General features: G+C 61.7%; 20 protein-coding genes and 1 tRNA gene. 17 read left to right on the top strand and 4 right to left on the bottom strand.

Annotated features, from left to right (window positions below; translation table 11 throughout):
- Nucleotides 1–81: 81 nt before the first annotated feature.
- On the bottom strand, nt 82–1,749 hold the full coding sequence (gene ctaD, locus EP837_RS08310; RefSeq protein WP_066526319.1) for a cytochrome c oxidase subunit I: 1,668 nt from the start codon (nt 1,747–1,749) through the stop codon (nt 82–84).
- Nucleotides 1,750–1,767: 18 nt separating this feature from the next.
- The gene (coxB, locus tag EP837_RS08305; protein ID WP_066526313.1) at nt 1,768–2,781 is read right to left on the bottom strand and encodes a cytochrome c oxidase subunit II; all 1,014 of its coding nucleotides are present in this window, start codon (nt 2,779–2,781) and stop codon (nt 1,768–1,770) included.
- A gap of 280 nt (nt 2,782–3,061) precedes the next feature.
- Between coxB and pyrE the strand changes: the two genes are divergently transcribed.
- Genes pyrE through EP837_RS08280 form a run of 5 tightly spaced genes read left to right on the top strand, consistent with a single transcriptional unit; the run spans nt 3,062 to nt 6,816 of the window.
- A complete protein-coding gene (gene pyrE, locus EP837_RS08300) occupies nt 3,062–3,643 on the top strand; it encodes an orotate phosphoribosyltransferase (protein WP_066529015.1) in 582 nt (193 codons plus the stop codon).
- A 5-nt stretch (nt 3,644–3,648) separates the two neighbouring features.
- Complete coding sequence (locus tag EP837_RS08295; protein ID WP_066526312.1) at nt 3,649–4,386, top strand: pyridoxine 5'-phosphate synthase; 738 nt, start codon at nt 3,649–3,651, stop codon at nt 4,384–4,386.
- A complete protein-coding gene (gene acpS, locus EP837_RS08290) occupies nt 4,383–4,784 on the top strand; it encodes a holo-ACP synthase (protein WP_066526311.1) in 402 nt (133 codons plus the stop codon). The genes EP837_RS08295 and acpS overlap by 4 nt, the downstream gene beginning before the upstream one ends.
- 32 nt (nt 4,785–4,816) lie before the next feature.
- Entirely contained in the window at nt 4,817–5,713 is an 897-nt protein-coding gene (lepB, locus tag EP837_RS08285) for a signal peptidase I (protein WP_066529012.1), read from the top strand.
- Between the two features lie 23 nt (nt 5,714–5,736).
- Nucleotides 5,737–6,816: an AI-2E family transporter gene (locus EP837_RS08280; protein ID WP_066526310.1), complete on the top strand. Its 1,080-nt coding sequence runs from the start codon at nt 5,737–5,739 to the stop codon at nt 6,814–6,816.
- A gap of 43 nt (nt 6,817–6,859) precedes the next feature.
- Here the strand turns inward: EP837_RS08280 and EP837_RS08275 are convergent, their stop codons facing one another.
- Both EP837_RS08275 and rpsU read right to left on the bottom strand, forming a co-directional pair.
- Nucleotides 6,860–7,420, bottom strand: a complete 561-nt coding sequence (locus EP837_RS08275; protein WP_066526309.1) for an FKBP-type peptidyl-prolyl cis-trans isomerase — start codon at nt 7,418–7,420, stop codon at nt 6,860–6,862.
- A 72-nt stretch (nt 7,421–7,492) separates the two neighbouring features.
- The gene (gene rpsU, locus EP837_RS08270) at nt 7,493–7,699 is read right to left on the bottom strand and encodes a 30S ribosomal protein S21 (RefSeq protein ID WP_004208618.1); all 207 of its coding nucleotides are present in this window, start codon (nt 7,697–7,699) and stop codon (nt 7,493–7,495) included.
- A 222-nt stretch (nt 7,700–7,921) separates the two neighbouring features.
- Between rpsU and EP837_RS08265 the strand changes: the two genes are divergently transcribed.
- The 12 genes from EP837_RS08265 (at nt 7,922) to EP837_RS08210 (ending at nt 17,603) form a co-directional block, all read left to right on the top strand.
- Nucleotides 7,922–8,680 carry a class II aldolase/adducin family protein gene (locus EP837_RS08265; protein ID WP_066526307.1) on the top strand — a complete coding sequence of 253 codons (759 nt, stop codon included), beginning with the start codon at nt 7,922–7,924 and terminating at the stop codon, nt 8,678–8,680.
- Between the two features lie 73 nt (nt 8,681–8,753).
- A complete protein-coding gene (locus EP837_RS08260) occupies nt 8,754–10,004 on the top strand; it encodes a putative DNA modification/repair radical SAM protein (protein WP_066526305.1) in 1,251 nt (416 codons plus the stop codon).
- Nucleotides 10,005–10,075: 71 nt separating this feature from the next.
- Entirely contained in the window at nt 10,076–10,432 is a 357-nt protein-coding gene (locus EP837_RS08255) for a hypothetical protein (protein WP_066529004.1), read from the top strand.
- A gap of 60 nt (nt 10,433–10,492) precedes the next feature.
- A complete protein-coding gene (locus tag EP837_RS08250; RefSeq protein ID WP_066526302.1) occupies nt 10,493–10,957 on the top strand; it encodes a hemerythrin domain-containing protein in 465 nt (154 codons plus the stop codon).
- Between the two features lie 7 nt (nt 10,958–10,964).
- Nucleotides 10,965–12,362, top strand: coding sequence for a UdgX family uracil-DNA binding protein (locus tag EP837_RS08245; RefSeq protein ID WP_066526300.1), 1,398 nt, complete (start codon nt 10,965–10,967; stop codon nt 12,360–12,362).
- Nucleotides 12,363–12,441: 79 nt separating this feature from the next.
- Entirely contained in the window at nt 12,442–13,293 is an 852-nt protein-coding gene (locus EP837_RS08240) for a D-amino-acid transaminase (RefSeq protein WP_066526298.1), read from the top strand.
- 248 nt (nt 13,294–13,541) lie between these two features.
- Nucleotides 13,542–14,540 carry a winged helix DNA-binding protein gene (locus tag EP837_RS08235; RefSeq protein ID WP_197486338.1) on the top strand — a complete coding sequence of 333 codons (999 nt, stop codon included), beginning with the start codon at nt 13,542–13,544 and terminating at the stop codon, nt 14,538–14,540.
- An 82-nt stretch (nt 14,541–14,622) separates the two neighbouring features.
- A tRNA-Val gene (locus EP837_RS08230) sits at nt 14,623–14,698 on the top strand.
- 46 nt (nt 14,699–14,744) lie between these two features.
- Nucleotides 14,745–14,972: a zinc-finger domain-containing protein gene (locus EP837_RS08225; RefSeq protein ID WP_066526295.1), complete on the top strand. Its 228-nt coding sequence runs from the start codon at nt 14,745–14,747 to the stop codon at nt 14,970–14,972.
- A 60-nt stretch (nt 14,973–15,032) separates the two neighbouring features.
- A complete protein-coding gene (gene tldD / locus EP837_RS08220) occupies nt 15,033–16,475 on the top strand; it encodes a metalloprotease TldD (protein WP_066526290.1) in 1,443 nt (480 codons plus the stop codon).
- A gap of 54 nt (nt 16,476–16,529) precedes the next feature.
- On the top strand, nt 16,530–17,105 hold the full coding sequence (locus tag EP837_RS08215) for a DUF924 family protein (protein ID WP_066526288.1): 576 nt from the start codon (nt 16,530–16,532) through the stop codon (nt 17,103–17,105).
- A 159-nt stretch (nt 17,106–17,264) separates the two neighbouring features.
- Nucleotides 17,265–17,603, top strand: coding sequence for a P-II family nitrogen regulator (locus EP837_RS08210; protein WP_037462870.1), 339 nt, complete (start codon nt 17,265–17,267; stop codon nt 17,601–17,603).
- Nucleotides 17,604–17,613: the final 10 nt, after the last annotated feature.

The following is a 17,613-nucleotide window of genomic DNA, read 5'->3' as shown; positions in this document are numbered from 1 at the left end:
CGGGACTGCTTATATCGGGTCCGCGGCCGTAACCGCTACCCCGCGCCCCGTCGATCGGAGCGCCTTTGTTTTCGCCGATCGTCAGTCGATGACCGGCAGGGTTTCAAACTGGTGGAACGGCGGCGGACTTGGCAGCGTCCATTCCAGCGTCGTGGCGCCTTCACCCCACGGATTACCTTCGGCCTTCTTGCCAGCAACGAGCGACCAGAAGACGTTCACGAAGAAGATCAGCACGCCCACCGCCATGATTTCATAGCCGTGGCTGGCAACGCCGTTCCAGTAAGCGAAAGCTTCAGGATAATCGGGATAGCGGCGAGGCATGCCCGAAAGGCCCAGGAAGTGCATCGGGAAGAACAGCATGTTCACGCCGACGAAGAAGACCCAGAAGTGCAGATGCCCGAGGAACTCGTTGTACATCCGGCCGGACATCTTGGGGAACCAATAGTAGAAGCCTGCGAACAGGCCGAACACCGCGCCCAGCGACAGCACATAGTGGAAGTGCGCAACGACATAATAGGTGTCATGCAGAACGTCATCGACGCCGCCATTCGCCAGGACAACGCCGGTGACACCACCTACCGTGAAGAGGAAGATGAAGCCGAGCGCCCACACCATGGGAGTTTTATAGCTGATGGAACCACCCCAGATGGTCGCGATCCACGAGAAAATCTTAATCCCGGTCGGGACGGCGATGACCATCGTCGCGGCCGTGAAATACATCTTCACGTTCACGGACATGCCGGTGGTGAACATGTGGTGCGCCCAGACGACGAAGCCCACAACACCGATAGCGACCATGGCGTAAGCCATGCCCAGATAGCCGAAGACCGGCTTGCGGCTGAAGGTCGAGATGATCTGGCTGACGATGCCGAAGCCCGGCAAAATCATGATGTACACTTCAGGGTGACCGAAGAACCAGAAGAGATGCTGGTACAGCTCCGGGTCACCACCGCCGGCGGCGTCATAGAAGGTCGTGCCGAAGTTACGGTCCGTCAGCAGCATGGTGATCGCCGCAGCGAGAACCGGCAGCGCGAGCAGCAGCAGGAAGGCGGTAACCAGCACCGACCAAACGAACAGCGGCATCTTGTGCAGGGTCATCCCCGGCGCGCGCATGTTGAGAATGGTGGTGATGAAGTTCACCGCACCCAGGATCGAGCTGGCGCCCGCGATGTGGAGCGACAGGATCGCCATATCCACCGCCGGACCCGCAGAACCGCTGGTCGAGAGCGGCGCATAGACCGTCCATCCGGTGCCCGCGCCATTTCCGGTGCCGCCGGGAACGAAGGTCGAACCCAGAAGAAGGGCAAAGGCGGGGATGAGCAGCCAGAAGCTGATATTGTTCATCCGCGGGAACGCCATATCCGGCGCGCCGATCATGATCGGAACGAACCAGTTGCCGAAGCCGCCGATGATGGCGGGCATAACCATGAAGAAAACCATGATTAGACCGTGCGCGGTAATCAGCACGTTCCAAAGGTGATAGGCTTGGTCGAGCGTGGCCGAAGGGCCGTCGCTGAGCTGCGCCCAGGTATGGAGGTACTGAATACCCGGCTCGGCCAGTTCGGCACGCATCAGGCCCGAAATCGCGCCGCCGATCACGCCGGCGAGGATCGCGAAGATCAGGTAGAGGGTGCCGATGTCCTTGTGGTTCGTCGACATGAACCAGCGCTGGAAGAAGGCTGGCTTGTGATCGGCGTCATGATGCTCATGAGCATGATCGCCGTGATGATCTGCGGTAATGGTTGTCATGGCGTCTATGCCCTTACATCAAAGCTTTTCGGCGGGTGCGGCAGCCGGGGCAGCAGCGGCGGCAGTCGCCGCTGCAGCAGCGCCCTGGAGCTTGCCGCCCTGCGAGAGAACCCATTGGTCGAACTGGGCGGGAGGCAGCGCCTCGACGGCGATAGGCATGAAGCCATGGCGCGCGCCGCAAAGCTCCGAACACTGGCCGTAATAAACGCCGGGCTTCTCAATGGTGACGGTCTTTTCGTTGAGACGGCCAGGGACCGCATCCATCTTCAGCCAAAGCGACGGTACAGCAAAGGCGTGGATCACATCGGCGCCCGTTATGATCAGCTTGATCGGACGGCCGACCGGAAGAACAATGCGATTGTCAGGCGCGAGCAGATAGGGCTCGCCATTCGCCTCGGCCTTGTCCCGGGGGAGCATGTTCGAAACATATTCGGGGATCCCGTTGTCGGGATATTCATAGCCCCAATACCACTGATAGCCGGTCACCTTGACGGTCAGCGCATCCTTGGGCGCGGGTTTATACTGGTCCGCCAGCAGGCCGATCGAGGGCACCGCGATGACCAGCAGAATGACCACCGGCACCACCGTCCAGATCACTTCGATGAGCGTGTTGTGCGAGGTCTTCGACGGCACCGGATTGGCGCTGCGGCGAAAACGCACCATCACATAGAGCATCAGGAGCAGAACGAAGACCGAGATGATAGTGATGAGCGGCAGCAACAGCACGTCGTGCAGCCAACGGGCCGTGTGGCCGGTGGGGCTGAACTGCTCCTGCAGGGTGATTTCGCCCGGACGCGGCATGCCGATACCTTCGGTCGGCTTCATCCGGGGCGGCGCGGCGACCTTGGCTGCCGGAGCAGCTTGCGCAACCGGAGCCGCCGCATTGGCGCTCGAGTCGGCCGGCGCGGCCGCATTGTCAGCAGCGGAGGCTGCGACAGCAGCATTGTCCTGCGCCAACGCCTGACTGTTCAACGCCGCGGCCGGCGCGAAGGCCAGCAACCCGGCGAGAACGAGCGATTTCACCATTTTCATAAGCGTCTTCTTACCCCGTAACCCCTTGGCGCCGCTGCAACGAAGGCGCGCGCATACGCGTCCCCCTCCGCCCGGTCGATCTGCCGCGGCTTATAGGCATGGTTTTTTGATGCCTCAAGCGGGCAGGAGCAGATTTTCTTCACTGTTGCAACGCCCCTGTCCTCCGCCTATCTCGCACCTCGCGCACAGGGGCGCGTCATGGGCGCGGCTCATGTTTGAATAAGAAGTGCCAGCCGGCCCTGAAAAGAGGCCGCGGCATGCGCGGATGGATCGAAATCGGATGACCGACGAGGAAGTACTGGCGGAATTCAGGGCAGCAGGAGCGTTGCTGGAGGGACATTTCATTCTTTCCTCCGGCCGCCGTAGCGCCAATTATCTTCAATGCGCGCGCGTATTGATGAACGCTGAGCGCGCGGGCCGCCTAGCGCGAGCCGTTGTGCAGAAGCTGCCCCGAGAATTGCGGCAGGAAATCGACCTGGTGGTTTCGCCCGCCATGGGGGGCCTGATCATCGGTCATGAAGTCGGCCGGGCGCTCGACAAGGATGCCGTGTTCCTTGAGCGGCCCGAAGGCATATTTGAACTTCGCCGTGGTTTCACCATCACTCCGGGACAGAAGGTGCTGATGGTTGAGGATGTGGTCACGACCGGCCTTTCTTCGCGTCAGGCGATAGAAGCGGTTGAAGCGGAAGGCGGCATCGTCATCGCGGAGGCTGCGCTGGTTGACCGGTCTGCGGGTGAAGTCGAGTTGGGCGTACCCTTCTATCCGCTCGTAAGCATCAACTTCCCGGTTTATGAAGCAGAAGAGGTGCCGCCCGAATTGGCGGCCATACCCGCGATCAAGCCAGGAAGCCGGAAGCAATAAGTAGCATGCAGCATCCCCCCGCTCATCTGCGCCTGGGCATCAACATCGATCATGTTGCGACCATCCGAAACGCACGAGGGGGAGAACATCCCGATCCCGTCAAGGCCGCACTGCTGGCGGTGAAGGCCGGTGCCGACGGCATCACGGCACATCTGCGCGAGGACCGGCGTCATATTCGGGACGAGGATATCGTGACGCTGATGGCGGCGCTCACCGTGCCGCTCAATCTGGAAATGGCGGCTACCCAGGAGATGCTGGAGATCGCGCTGAAGCATCGGCCGCACGCAGCGTGCATCGTGCCGGAAAAGCGCGAGGAACGGACGACCGAGGGCGGTCTCGATGCGGCAGGCCAAATCGAAGCGTTAAAGCCGATCGTGCAGGCACTTGGGGACGCAGGAATTCGCGTCAGCCTGTTCATCGAGGCTGATCCAGCGCAGATCGCAGCAGCAATCCGCCTTGGCGCACCAGTCGTGGAGTTTCATACGGGCCGCTATGCCCATGTTTCGGGCACTGAACGGGCGGACGAGTTGCGACGGATCGCCGACGCCGCAGCCCTTGCCGCCAAAAACGGTATTGAGCCGCATGCAGGCCATGGCCTCACCTTCGACAATGTCGGCCCAATCGCCGCCATTCCTCAGGTTGCTGAACTCAACATTGGGCATTTTCTGATCGGCGAGGCGATCTTTGGCGGGTTGGAAGGCAGCATTCGGGAAATGCGGCGGCAGATGGACTTGGTGCGTTGATCATCGGCTTGGGCTCCGACCTCTGCAATATCGAGCGGATCCAGAACTCGCTTGATAGGTTCGGTGCGCGATTCGAGCAGCGTGTCTTCACGGATATAGAGCGCACAAAAGCGAATCGCCGCCCCTTCACCAAGGCTGGAACGCTGGCGAAACGTTTCGCTGCGAAGGAAGCCTTTTCCAAGGCCGTGGGCACCGGCTTCAACCGCGGTGTGTTCATGAAGGATATCGGCGTCGTCAACCGCCCGGGCGGCGCGCCAACGCTGGAGCTGACCGGCGGAGCGCTCGCCCAGCTTCAGTCCATGGTCCCTGCGGGTCACAAGCCCATCATTCACGTCACGCTAACCGATGATCATCCATGGGCACAGGCGTTCGTCATCATCGAGGCCATGCCGCAGTGAAGGCCGCACCCCCTGCATCCGAGAAGCCCAGCATGACGGCAACCGATATGAGCGAGAATGATCCGCTGCCTGCTGAAGAGCCAGCGCCGCCGGTTCAAGCGCGGGCGGACAAGGGCGCAATCGATTGGTGGCATGAGGTGAAGAGCATCGCTCTTCTGATCCTCGCCGTGCTGGCCTTTCACAGCTTTGTGGCCAAGCCCTTCTACATTCCCAGCGAATCCATGATGCCGGTGTTGCTCAAAGGCGACCGGCTGGTGGTGAGCAAATTTCCTTATGGATGGTCCTATGTTTCGCCCAGCTTCCATCCCCTGCCCTTCCTGAAAGGGCGGATTTTCGGCCACCTGCCCGACCGAGGCGATATCGTCATCGTCTCACCGCACAATCGGCGCGAAGACTATATCAAGCGCGTAATCGGACTGCCCGGTGACATTATAGAAGTGCGAGGCGGCCAGGTTGTTCTAAATGGCGTAGCGGTCCCGCAGAAGGCGTTGAGGCCCGTGCGCATCCCCGTTGATGGCAATGCGCCTTGCTCTCCCACCCAGTTCCCAGGTGCGCGCGTCACGGGTGCCGATGGGGAGGACTATTGCCAGTTGCCCGTCCGGCAGGAAATTCTACCGAACGGCAAACGCTACCTCACCATCGACATGGGCCCTAGCGCTCTGGATTGGTATGGGCCGGTGCGCGTGCCGCCGCACCATGTTTTCCTGATGGGCGACAATCGCGACAATAGCGCCGACAGCCGTGCGCCGCTGGAAGAAAATGGCTTGGGCGGCCCGGTTCCATGGGAAGCCATCGGCGGCCGGGCGGAATTCATCACTTTCTCGCTGGATGGCGATTCCACCTGGAACCCGCTCAGCTGGATCCATGGCCTGCGCGGCGGCCGAGCCGGGAACAGCCTGCGACCCGAGAGCGTTCCACCCCCGAAATAACGTGTCTAACAAGGGGCTGGTGATTGAGCGGCAAGCACGTCCATATCGAGGAACCCGGCCCCAGCGAACTTCGCAGCCCCCTCGTCCAGCATGAGATTAAGCGCGCGAGCGTATGGATCGGCATGGCGTTCGCCGCAGGGCTTCTGGTGCTGCTCGCTCAACCGATCATGTTGATCATGGGAGCGCTGGTCCTGACAACGATGATGGATGGCGGGACACGCCTGCTGCGACGCGTCCTGCCCATCGGCAGGGGCTGGCGGCTGATCATCGTGCTGATCGCGGCGCTGCTCTTTCTCGCCTACACATTCTATCTGACGGGATCGAGCCTGGCGCTGCAGGCCCAGGCTATGCGGTCGATCGTCGAAACGCAGATCAACCGGCTTGGCGACTGGATGCAGCAATTGGGCGTCACCGCCACGCCAAACGACTTCAAAAGCCTCGCGAGCCAAGCTTTCAACTCCATCGGCCGCGTGACTGCGGCGGTCAGTACGATGATGGGTGCGGTGACCAGCGGTGTCATGATGCTGGTGCTGGCGATCTTCATAGCGGCCGAGCCCCGGTTGTATGAACGCGGCGTCGCCTGGATGTTGCCAATGGGCAAGCGGCTGAGCTTTTATAATGTGGTCGATAGGATGGGTTGGACCTTGCGCCGGCTGATGTTCGGGCGGCTGATCGGCATGGCGGTCGAGGGCGTGGGCACCTGGTTGCTGCTGCTTGCGGGGGGCGTGCCGATGGCGGGGCTGCTCGGTATCCTGACGGGGCTTTTTGCCTTCCTGCCGAATATCGGGTCGATCATCTCCGGCGTGCTGATCGTCCTGGTGGGATTTTCGGCAGGGACCGATGCCGGGCTATATGCCTTTTTCGTCTATCTGGTGGTGCAGATCGTGGACGGCTACCTGATCGTGCCCATGGTGGCGAAGCGTGCGACCGACCTCGCTCCAGCGCTAGTGCTGGCCGCGCAGATTCTGTTCGGTGCGCTGTTCGGAATATTGGGACTGTTCCTGGCCGACCCCATCGTCGCGATGATCAAAGTGTATCTGGAGGAACGCTCGAAGGCGCAGGAAGACGAGCCCGGCGCGGGCGCTATCGTTGTCGTGGAATAGAAAAGGGCCCGGAAACCGGGCCCTTCCAATGCAGATGATCTGATCAGTTTCCGGGAAGCGGTGGCGGGGTAGCGCCCTGTTGCATCATCTGCTGCATGCGCATGATGTCCGCCTTCGACTTGAAGTCGTGCAGTTGAACATCGAACACCAGCACCGAATTGGCGGGGATCGGGCCAGCGGCCTGCTCACCATAGCCAAGCTGCGGCGGAATCCAGAGACGGTATTTGCCGCCCTTCTTCATCTTCTGCAGCCCTTCGGAGAAGCCAGGCACAACGCCGTCCACCGGCATCGCCGTCTGCGGGTTCTCGTCGAAGACGGTGCCGTCGAGCAGCGTTCCCTTATATCCTACCAAGGCCACATCGGCGGGGGTGGGGCTGGGTCCCGCACCCTCTTCCAGCACCTTATATTGCAGGCCCGATTCGGTCGTGACCACGCCGTCCTCTCCCGCATTATGTGCGAGATAGCTTGCGGGCGAAGCCTCAACTCCGCGCTGCCCGGCCCAGGCCAGTCCGCCAGCGGCGATCGCGACGGCGGCAACGCCGATCCAGAGACGCGTCAGCGACCCCTTGGCGATGGGACGAAGGGGAACAGCGGTCGTGGACATGGACCTAAGCCTCGCAGGTGCGGGAATCAGCAGGGAAGGACGGCCGAACAGCCGCCCCGGACAACGAACGTCTTAACGGACGCCGTCGCGCTCAGCGCGCTTGCGCTCCAGCTTGCGCGCGCGGCGAACCGCAGCCGCCTTTTCGCGGGCGCGCTTTTCCGAAGGCTTTTCGTAGTGACGGCGCAGCTTCATCTCGCGATACACGCCCTCACGCTGCAGCTTCTTCTTGAGCGCGCGCAGGGCCTGGTCGACATTGTTGTCGCGAACGATGATTTGCATAAGCCAGTCAAACTCCAGTCGAAAGCGGGCGGTTCGCCAGGAAACAAACCCCTCCCGACGGGCCTACCGAAAGTAATAGCGATGAGTCGTCGCAGGCCAGCCTGCGCCGTGTGGGGCGCGCCCTACCAGCAGAGTCGGCCTAATTCAACCCTAAAGCCGTTTCGCTCGACAGCGGCGCCGCGACGGCGGATAGTCGCATTACAGGATAAGAGGAGGATCGCCATGGCCACCGCCATTTCCGTATCCAATGCGCCCGCTGCGGAGTGGGAAGCGCGCCAGCAGCTTGCGGCCTGCTACCGCATATTCGACCATATGGGCTGGTCGGAGCTGATCTACAATCACATCACATTGCGCGTGCCGGGCGAAGATAACGCCTTCCTGATCAATCCCTTCGGCCTGCTCTATTCGGAAGTGACCGCGTCCAACCTGGTCAAGATCGACATAGACGGGCATGTGCTGGACGGCAGTCCCTATCCGGTGAACCGAGCCGGTTTTACACAGCACAGCGTCTTTCACCGTCATTTGCCTGACGCCCATTGCGTGATCCACACCCACACGACTGCGGCCATGGCGGTCAGCGCGACCAAGGAAGGATTACGTCCTACCAATTTCTACGCGGCCGCCTTTACCGGGCGAATCGCCTATCACGACTTTGAAGGCATCACGCTGCGGCCTGAAGAAGGGGAAAGGCTGATCGCTGATCTCGGAAACCGACGACTGATGATGCTGCGCAATCATGGCACGCTGGTCATGGCGGACAGCCTGCCCAATGCATTCCTCATGCACTGGATGCTTCAACGCGCTTGCGAAATCCAGGTCGCCACGGGCGCGGCTGGCACACCGCTCGATATCCCTGATGAAGTGATCGCCGTGCATCAGCGCGACATCGGCGGCGTGCAGCTTCCGGTCGGCCCCGGCGTTCCCGACTTTCAGGCGATGGTGCGGCTGATCGACCGCATCGACCCCAGCTGGAAAAGTTGACCCATCGCGCGGTGAAAACGCAGGCGCAATCTAGATCAAGGACAGTGCCCTCAAAAGAACATATCATGAACTTATGTCAGTCCTGTCTACCCGCCACAAGCTCGAGATTCTTGCCGATGCCGCCAAATATGATGCGTCCTGCGCGTCATCGGGCACGAAGAAGCGCGACAGCCTGTCAGGCCGCAAAGGCGGGCTGGGATCGACCGAAGGCATGGGCATATGTCACGCCTATGCTCCGGACGGCCGATGTATCTCACTGCTCAAGATATTGCTCACCAACAGCTGCATATTCGACTGCCATTATTGCATCAATCGTCGGTCCAGCGATGTGCGCCGGGCGCGCTTCACCGTTTGGGAGGTGGTCGATCTGACCCTGAACTTTTACCGCCGCAATTATATTGAGGGGCTGTTTCTATCATCCGGCATCATCCGGTCGCCGGATTACACGATGGAGCAGCTGGTCGGCGTCGCGCGAGCGCTGCGGGAAGAGCATGACTTTCGCGGCTATATCCATTTGAAGACGATCCCGGACGCCGACCCTGAATTGACGCATCAGGCCGGGCTTTATGCCGACCGGCTGTCCATCAATGTCGAATTGCCGACCGAAGAGGGACTGAAACGGCTCGCCCCAGAAAAGGACGAGAAGCGGATCGAAGGCGCGATGAAGGAGTTGCGCACGTCGATCGAGGATATGGGTGACGCGAGAAAACGCTACCGCCATGCACCGCGCTTCGCCCCGGCCGGGCAGTCCACACAGATGATCGTTGGCGCTGACGGCGCGGATGACCGAGCGATCCTCCGGCGGGCGCGCTCCCTCTATGACCGGCACGCCCTGCGTCGGGTCTACTACAGCGCCTTCTCCCCCATCCCGTCCCCCAGCGCCGTCCTGCCGCTCAAACGCCCGCCCCTTCTTCGTGAGCATCGGCTGTATCAATCCGACTGGATGATGCGCTTCTATGGCTTTTCGGTTAGCGACATTGAACAAGCGACCGATCCCGAGACCGGCCATCTGCCGCTCGATATCGATCCCAAACTCGCCTGGGCGTTACGGCACCGGGGTATCTTTCCCATGGATGTGAACCGCGCGCCCCGCGAAATGCTCCTGCGGGTGCCTGGCTTGGGCGTGAAGGCCGTCGATCGCATTTTAGCCAGCCGCCGGCAACGCCGCCTCAGACTGGACGATGTCGCGCGGCTGACCAGTTCGATCGCCAAACTTCGGCCCTTCCTCATCGCGAGCGATTGGCGGCCCCTGCACCTGATCGACAAAGTTGATCTGAAGAGACGGCTGACCCCTCCCCCGACTCAATTCGAGCTTTTTACCTGAACCCTTGCTTTTGCCGTTGATAAGCGCGGCGCTTCATGTTTTCTTGAGCGCAGGAATGGAGGGGATTGCTGGTGGCGACGCTATTCAAAAACGCTTCTGCGCAGAATCATGGCGGCCGCTACGCCAAGCGCATGAGCAGCCATCTCGCGACCGCGCTTGTCGTCTTCTGCCTGCTCCAGATCGGAATCGTCGCGAGGATGGGCGGTTCGCTGCTGCTTCACCTTGCGCTTATCGTCGCGATCGGCGGCTTCGGCGTGGCTGCGCGCAGGCTTGAGCGCAGGTGGGAAATATTGGACGACAGCGGCCTTTCCAGTGCAGGGCTCGACCTCCGTTTTCGCCGCGATGTCGCACAAGTCTGGCTGGCCAGCATCGCCAGCAGTCTGCTCTGGATACCAGTCGCGATCATCTTCCGCTTCCTGTTCGGCTAAACAACGGGACCCAAAGTTCGGCAGCCTTCGTTGTGCCCTCTGTATCTAGAGGAGCACCCCATGGCCAATGCGACAATTTTCGACCGCCTGAAGCAGGATCATGACGTCCACCGCCAACTGTTCGAGCAGATGGCCCAAGCCCAGGACGATCATGAGCGGCTGGAACAGTTGTTCGAGCAGTTTCGGGTAGAAGTCACCGCACATGCCGCGGCGGAGGAAGAAACGCTCTACGCCACGATGCTCGCCCGGCCCGACCTGCGGGAAGATGCACAGCATAGCGTGTCAGAGCATAAGGAAATCGAGGATTATCTCGAAGAATTGCAGGAGCTGGAATTTAACAGCGCTGCATGGCGTGAGACCTTCGACAAGCTGAAGAAGCGCTACCTCCACCATATCGAAGAGGAGGAAGAGGAGATGTTCCCCGACGCCGCAGCGGAACTGACGGACGAAGAGGAACAGAAGCTGGCGGCCGCCTTCGCCAAGCGCAAGCCTGCCGAACTGCAGCGGGCAGAAGCCGCCGATTGAGGCACGTATGTATCAGGCGCTGCTGAGCGGGCCGGACGATTTCGAAGGGTGGCGCACGGCCGCCCGGCGTTTCGCATCGGCCAATGTCCCAGCGCAGGATATCGACTGGCGGGTCGAAGGGCAGGCGGCCTCGCTCCTGTCCTTCGACGAGCCGCCCCGTCCTAACACGGGCGGGGGCTTTTCCGTACCGCGCGCGTTCCTGAACCTCGCCGAGAGTGCGATTCTGCACCGGGACGAGCAACGTTTCGCCCTGCTCTACGAATTGCTGCTGAATGTGCGGCAACAGCCGTCACGAATGGACGATCAAGCTGACCCCTTGATGCGCCGAACAGACAGTCTCGCAAAAGCGGTACGGCGTGACATGCATAAAATGCGCGCGTTCGTGCGCTTTCGCGAGGTGGATGAAGGTGACCGGCCACGCTTCGTCGCTTGGTTCGAACCCGATCATCATATCGTGCGCGCTAATGCCGGCTTCTTTGTAAGGCGCTTCGCGTCGATGCGCTGGTCCATCCTTACGCCCGAGATCAGCATCCATTGGGATGGTGAAATATTGAGCGAGGGTCCGGGGGCGACCCGAGCGGATGCGCCTGCGGGTGATCCGGTCGAGGAAGTATGGAAGAGCTATTATGCGGCAACCTTCAATCCCGCGCGGCTCAAGCAACGCGCGATGCTGTCCGAAATGCCAAAAAAATATTGGCGCAATTTGCCCGAAGCAGCGCTCATCCCCGAACTGGTCGCGGGCGCACAGGCAAGGGAGGCAAGCATGATCGCCACACCACCGAAAGTGCCAGCGCGGCCGGGTAACGTCGCGGTCGCCTGGAACGCGCTGCGCGAGGAGGCGTCGGCCTGCACCCGCTGTCCTTTGTACCGGGACGCGACGCAGACGGTCTTTGGCGAAGGGCCGCTGGACGCGCGGCTCGTCCTGGTCGGCGAGCAGCCGGGAGATCAGGAAGATCTTGCGGGACGCCCCTTCGTCGGTCCGGCAGGACAGTTGCTGGACCGAGCGCTGGAGGAGGCGCGAATTGATCGCGCCAGCGTCTATGTCACCAATGCGGTCAAGCATTTCAAATATGAGCAGCGCGGCAAGCGGCGCATCCATCAGACGCCGGAAACGCCGGAAATTCAGGCCTGCCGCTGGTGGCTCGACCAGGAACTGGACCGTATCCGGCCTCGCATCCTGGTCGCCTTGGGCGCGACAGCTGCGCGAGCGATGCTGGGTAAAGCCGTGACGATCAGCCGCACGCGCGGCGCGCCGATCCCGCTGGACAATGGCGTCGAGGGATGGGTGACGGTTCACCCCAGTTTCCTGCTGCGCGTGCCCGATGAAGCGCGCAAAGCGGCCGAACGGGCGCGCTTTGTCGAGGAGCTGCGCAATATAGGAGAGCGCGTGAGCGCGTTGGATTGACGATCGCTGCTTGACCCAGAACATCGCCCCGGCAACATCGGTGGACTTATCTTGTCGCGCAGGGGAAATCCGTCCGTTCATGTCGATCGCTTATCTCAACGGCCAATTCCTGCCGCTTGCCGACACCCGGGTGTCCGTACTCGACCGCGGCTTCCTGTTCGCGGAGGCTGTCTATGAGGTCACTGCGGTGATCGAGGGCCGCCTGGTCGATAGCGATTCACACATGGCGCGGCTGGAACGATCGGCAACCGCAATCGGCCTTACCCTCCCCCTCTCCTCCGACGCGATCGAGGCGGTTCAGAAAGATCTGGCGAGGCGGAACAAGCTTGATGAAGGTCTGATCTACTTGCAGTTGACGGGCGGCGCTGATGCAGGGCGCGATTTCCTGACATCGACCGCTTTGCAACCGACGCTGTTGATGTTCACGCAGGCGAAGCATTTTCTGGACAGTCCGGCCGCCCGCACGGGGATTGCGGTCGTCACGACGCCAGATCAGCGCTGGTCGCGGCGCGACATCAAGAGCGTGGGCCTGCTCGCCCAAGCGATGGCCAAGCGGATCGCAGCGGAAGCGGGAGCGCAGGAAGCGTGGATGGTGGAGGATGGCTTCATTACCGAAGGCGCATCTTCGACCGCTTTTCTGGTTACCGACGAGGGCATCGTCACCCGCCCTTATTCGCAAGCTGTGCTGGCCGGTTGCACTGGGGCAGCACTTACCGCCCTGGCGCTGGAAAGCGGCATGAGCGTCACATACCGGCCATTTACGGTCGAGGAAACTCTGACGGCTCGCGAGGCTTTCATCACCAGCGCATCGACGCTCTGTCAGGCGGTCGTCCGCATAGATGGCCGGCAGATCGGGGACGGCAGGCCCGGACCTGTCGCGACCCGATTGCGTCAGCTTTATATCGATTTCGCCAGAAGGACGGCTAGCTGAGACTCTTGTGCCAGAAGAAGAGTCCATTTCGGAGATAAATCGGGCTGCGCTTACGCTCGCGCCATTTTGGCGAAAGGCCACACCATTTTGGCGGTAGCGGCGGTCAACTCCTTGCATTTCGTAGCGGCAGCCGAGCATCGGCCGGCAATCCTTCATCACCATGTCCGATATGGAGGAGAGAGCGGGCGCAGCGCCGCGATATTGCGATAAGCTCAGAACAAAGCAGGGACAGGAGTTAACAGGTGGAAATGGATCGGTCCGCAGCGGGCTTAGGCTTGAGGATGGAGGAAAGCTACGGAGTAAAGGATCAAAGGGCCGGCCTGCTGATCCTGGCAGACGATATTTTCCTCGATGATGTTGAAGGTCTGGCGCCCGCCGCGCAGTTCCGGCTGCTGGACAGCGTAGGGTTGGAGCAGGCGTCCTTGCGGCTGGACATGCAGATCGGCTGCGACGTGATCCTGCTCTTTTGCGCGCAACCCTCGCCCATGCTCGAGCGACTGCTGGTGCAGGTCGAGACGTTGGCGGTGCAGAATGATGTGCCGGTCATCATGGTCACGGGCATCGACACGATCGATCTCGCCTTCGCCTGCATCCGGAGCGAACGAACGCAATTGCTTTGTACGCCTGATCATGCCGACCTGGCTGCCGCGCTGCTGACGGCTGGAAGCGCAACGCCGCAGCGCACGGTTCATGAGGTCAATCAGGAAAGCGAGGGCGTCCGCCTGCAGCAGTTAAGCGAAGAAGTCAGCCGTCTCGCCCGCACTCTGGAGGCTCTGACGTCCCGCCCGCGCCATGCCACGCCCTCCTTCGCGTTGGGCCCGCGCATATCGGACCGCGCCAGCGATTATATCGGCATGCCGGCGGTAGAGCCCATGGGCAGCAACCAGCCTGCAACGGATGCCTCGCCGCTTAGCGCCGCGCAGGTGAGAGATTTGTTGCGGGCGCGGCGGCTGCGCGAGGAGTTCCTGCCTGGCGACTTGTTCGCCGATCCAGCTTGGGACATGCTGCTCGACCTGCTGGCTGCGCGGCTGGAGCAAGAGCGGGTTTCCGTGTCCAGCCTGTGCATCGCCTCTGCCGTGCCGCCGACCACCGCGCTGCGCTGGATTCGCACATTGACCGACAAGGGCATTGTCCAGCGCCAGGCCGACCCGCACGATGGCCGCCGCGTCTTCATTGCCCTGGCCGACGAGACCGTCGAGGCGCTGACCCGCTGGTTCATGGCGAGCCGCCGCTTCCTGTGCGCGTGACGCGATCGTCATCAAGGCTTGACCCGCGCGCCGATTAGCCTAGATAGGCGCGCTCCGGCTGCACCAGGCAGGGCGCGGCATAGGGCGATTAGCTCAGTTGGTAGAGCGTCTCGTTTACACCGAGAATGTCGGCGGTTCGAGCCCGTCATCGCCCACCACGCCCTTCTTGCGATGCCATGCCGCCGCTGCTAATCCGAGCGCATCATGATCCAGCCGCCCGAAATCCTTCGAGTCACCAAGCCCCGCGTCGCCTGCGACGGATCGGGCGACATTCCCGCCGCTCTGGGCCACCCACGCGTTTTCCTGGAGATCGATGAGCATGGCTACGTCGATTGCGGCTATTGCGACCGTCGCTTCGTGCTGATCGGCGGCCCGGCCGACACGCCGGAGGTCGCCGGTTTACCGGATATTTCGTCGGGCGCGAGCCTCTAACCCAGGCACCGCTCGCGATTTTGATTGGGCTCAGGAATTGCCGCGCCTATATCGGGCGGCATGACCGATATAGCTTCCCAGTTCACCGATGCGCGCGGCCTTCTTTATCGCCCGGGCCTGCTCGATCCCGATGGCGCGCGCCGCCTGACGGCCGACGCACTTAAGAAGTGCGATGATGGTGAGCTATATCTGCAATATCGGGCGAGCGAGAGCTTCGGTTTCGACGATGGACGGCTGAAGACCGCCGACTATTCGACCGATGCGGGCTTTGGCCTCCGCGGCGTGTCCGGCGAGATGACAGGTTTCGCCCATGCCAATGACATCAGCGAAGCGGCGATCCGGCGCGCGGCGGAAACGCTGGCTCTGCTCGATCCGGCCAAGGGCCAGCCCGCGCCGCCGCCGCAGCATACCAACCGTCACCTCTATACGGATGCCAATCCTCTGGAGATCGTGCCGTTCGCCGAGAAGGTGACGCTCTGCGCCGCCATCGACGCTGCCGCTCGCGCCCGCGACCCTCGCGTGGCGCAGGTGTCGGTCAGCCTGGCGGGTAGCTGGTCGGTGGTGGAGATCGTGCGCCCCGATGGCTTTACCGCAACCGACATACGGCCGCTTGTGCGGCTCAACGTGTCCGTCATCCTGGAAGAGAATGGCCGCCGCGAAACCGGCATTTTCGGCATTGGCGGGCGCTATCTTTACGATGAGGTGATGGATCCCGCGATCTGGAACCGCGCGATCGACGAAGCGCTGGCGCATGCGCGCGTCAATCTGCGCTCCGTCGCCGCGCCTGCAGGTGAGATGACCGTGCTGCTTGGGCCGGGCTGGCCGGGCGTACTGGTGCATGAGGCGATCGGCCACGGCTTGGAAGGCGACTTCAACCGTAAGGGCACGAGCGCCTTTTCCGGTCGCATGGGTGAGCGCGTCGCCGCGCGGGGCGTGACGGTGGTGGATGACGGGTCGATCCTGAACCGGCGCGGGTCGCTGTCCATCGATGACGAAGGCACGCCTACCAAGGAAAATGTGTTGATAGAGAACGGCATCCTCAAAGGCTATATGCAGGATCGCCTGAACGCCCGCCTGATGGGCGTTGAGCCGACCGGCAACGGCCGCCGCGAAAGCTATGCGCACGCGCCCATGCCGCGCATGACCAACACTTTCATCAAGGGCGGGCAGGATGATCCGGAGGAGCTGCTGTCCCGCATGAAGTCCGGCATCTTCGCTAAGAGCTTCGGTGGGGGGCAGGTCGATATTGTGTCGGGCAAGTTCGTCTTTTCCTGCACGGAAGCCTATAAGGTCGAGAATGGAAAGCTGGGCGAGCCCATCAAGGGCGCGACGCTGATCGGCGATGGACCGACCGCGTTGACCAAGGTTGCCGGCATCGGCAATGACTGGGCGCTGGACGAAGGCATCGGCATGTGCGGGAAGGGCGGGCAGAGCGTGCCCGCGGGTGTGGGGCAGCCGACACTGCTTATCGAGGGTCTGACTGTAGGCGGCACGGCGACCTGAGGCGCCGCCGCTACGGGCTGAGGAACCACTGTCCCGCCGCATCTTTATTTCTGTATGAACATGCTGACGGACAGCCATGATGCCGTTACCGCCGACTGGGCTGCGGCGCTTCTGGACTTTTGGTTCAACAAGGTTGGCGAGCAGCGTTGGTGGACCCATGATGCCGATCTGGATCGGCAATGTGCGACCCGCTTTGCGACCCTGTGGGAAGAGAAGCGGTTATTAGCGGGTGAGGTCTTTCTCGACCGCGCCGACGATGCCCTCGCCGCCGTCCTGCTGTTCGATCAACTGCCCCGGAATATGTTTCGCGGCACCCCAAAGGCTTATGCAACAGATGAGCTGGCGCGCGCCGTAGCCCGTGGAGCGATCTCCCATGGCTATGACATACAGATTGGCGGGGCGGGGCGTCTATTCTTCTACATGCCGTTTCAGCACAGTGAAGATCTGGAAGATCAGAAGCTGTCGCTTAGCCTGTTCGAAGCGGCAGGCGACAGCCGCTCGCTGGAGTTTGCCCGCGATCATCATGACATGATCGAGCAGTTCGGCCGCTTCCCGCACCGGAATGCCGTACTTGGGCGAAAGACCCTGGCCGAGGAACAAGAGGCCGCTCAGCAGGCTGAAAACTGGTAGACGCTCCGCTGCCCATTTTTTGGGCATCACCCTTCCGCTGCCCATTTTTTTAGCGGTCGAGATGGAAACCTTCTGAGAAAAGTCCCGAACAGAACGACTTTGCCGAATTGGCACGCCTCTTGCTGGAATGTCGCCGCACACCATTAAACAGGGGGCGACATGAAACTTGTCATGGCTATCATCAAGCCGTTCAAGCTTGACGATGTCCGCGAGGCACTCTCCTCGCTCGGCATCGCCGGCATGACGGTGTCCGAGGTGAAGGGCTTCGGCCGCCAGAAGGGGCAAACCGAAATCTATCGGGGCGCCGAATATTCCACGAACATGGTTCCGAAAATCAAGATCGAGGTGGTCTGCGATGACGACCTCGCGCCGCGGGTGGTGGAAGCCACGCAGCAGGCTGCCAACTCCGGCGCGATCGGTGACGGCAAAATCTTCGTCCTCGATGTCGGTCAGGCCGTGCGCATCCGCACGGGCGAGACCGGCGAAACCGCGCTGTAAGAAGGGGGGA

The sequence above is a fragment of the Sphingobium sp. EP60837 genome, assembly GCF_001658005.1.
Lineage (GTDB): Bacteria > Pseudomonadota > Alphaproteobacteria > Sphingomonadales > Sphingomonadaceae > Sphingobium > Sphingobium tyrosinilyticum.
This window is presented reverse-complemented; position numbering and strand designations above follow the sequence as displayed.

Coding starts and splice junctions, on each gene's coding strand:
- lepB (WP_066529012.1), top strand. CDS start 4,817: ATGACGGCAACCGATATGAGCGAGAATGATCCGCTGCCTGCTGAAGAG.
- EP837_RS08225 (WP_066526295.1), top strand. CDS start 14,745: ATGATCCAGCCGCCCGAAATCCTTCGAGTCACCAAGCCCCGCGTCGCC.
- coxB (WP_066526313.1), bottom strand. CDS start 2,781: ATGAAAATGGTGAAATCGCTCGTTCTCGCCGGGTTGCTGGCCTTCGCG.
- EP837_RS08295 (WP_066526312.1), top strand. CDS start 3,649: ATGCAGCATCCCCCCGCTCATCTGCGCCTGGGCATCAACATCGATCAT.
- EP837_RS08240 (WP_066526298.1), top strand. CDS start 12,442: ATGTCGATCGCTTATCTCAACGGCCAATTCCTGCCGCTTGCCGACACC.
- EP837_RS08260 (WP_066526305.1), top strand. CDS start 8,754: ATGTCAGTCCTGTCTACCCGCCACAAGCTCGAGATTCTTGCCGATGCC.
- EP837_RS08265 (WP_066526307.1), top strand. CDS start 7,922: ATGGCCACCGCCATTTCCGTATCCAATGCGCCCGCTGCGGAGTGGGAA.
- tldD (WP_066526290.1), top strand. CDS start 15,033: ATGACCGATATAGCTTCCCAGTTCACCGATGCGCGCGGCCTTCTTTAT.
- EP837_RS08245 (WP_066526300.1), top strand. CDS start 10,965: ATGTATCAGGCGCTGCTGAGCGGGCCGGACGATTTCGAAGGGTGGCGC.
- pyrE (WP_066529015.1), top strand. CDS start 3,062: ATGACCGACGAGGAAGTACTGGCGGAATTCAGGGCAGCAGGAGCGTTG.
- EP837_RS08215 (WP_066526288.1), top strand. CDS start 16,530: ATGAACATGCTGACGGACAGCCATGATGCCGTTACCGCCGACTGGGCT.
- EP837_RS08275 (WP_066526309.1), bottom strand. CDS start 7,420: ATGTCCACGACCGCTGTTCCCCTTCGTCCCATCGCCAAGGGGTCGCTG.
- rpsU (WP_004208618.1), bottom strand. CDS start 7,699: ATGCAAATCATCGTTCGCGACAACAATGTCGACCAGGCCCTGCGCGCG.
- ctaD (WP_066526319.1), bottom strand. CDS start 1,749: ATGACAACCATTACCGCAGATCATCACGGCGATCATGCTCATGAGCAT.
- EP837_RS08210 (WP_037462870.1), top strand. CDS start 17,265: ATGAAACTTGTCATGGCTATCATCAAGCCGTTCAAGCTTGACGATGTC.
- EP837_RS08250 (WP_066526302.1), top strand. CDS start 10,493: ATGGCCAATGCGACAATTTTCGACCGCCTGAAGCAGGATCATGACGTC.
- EP837_RS08235 (WP_197486338.1), top strand. CDS start 13,542: ATGGATCGGTCCGCAGCGGGCTTAGGCTTGAGGATGGAGGAAAGCTAC.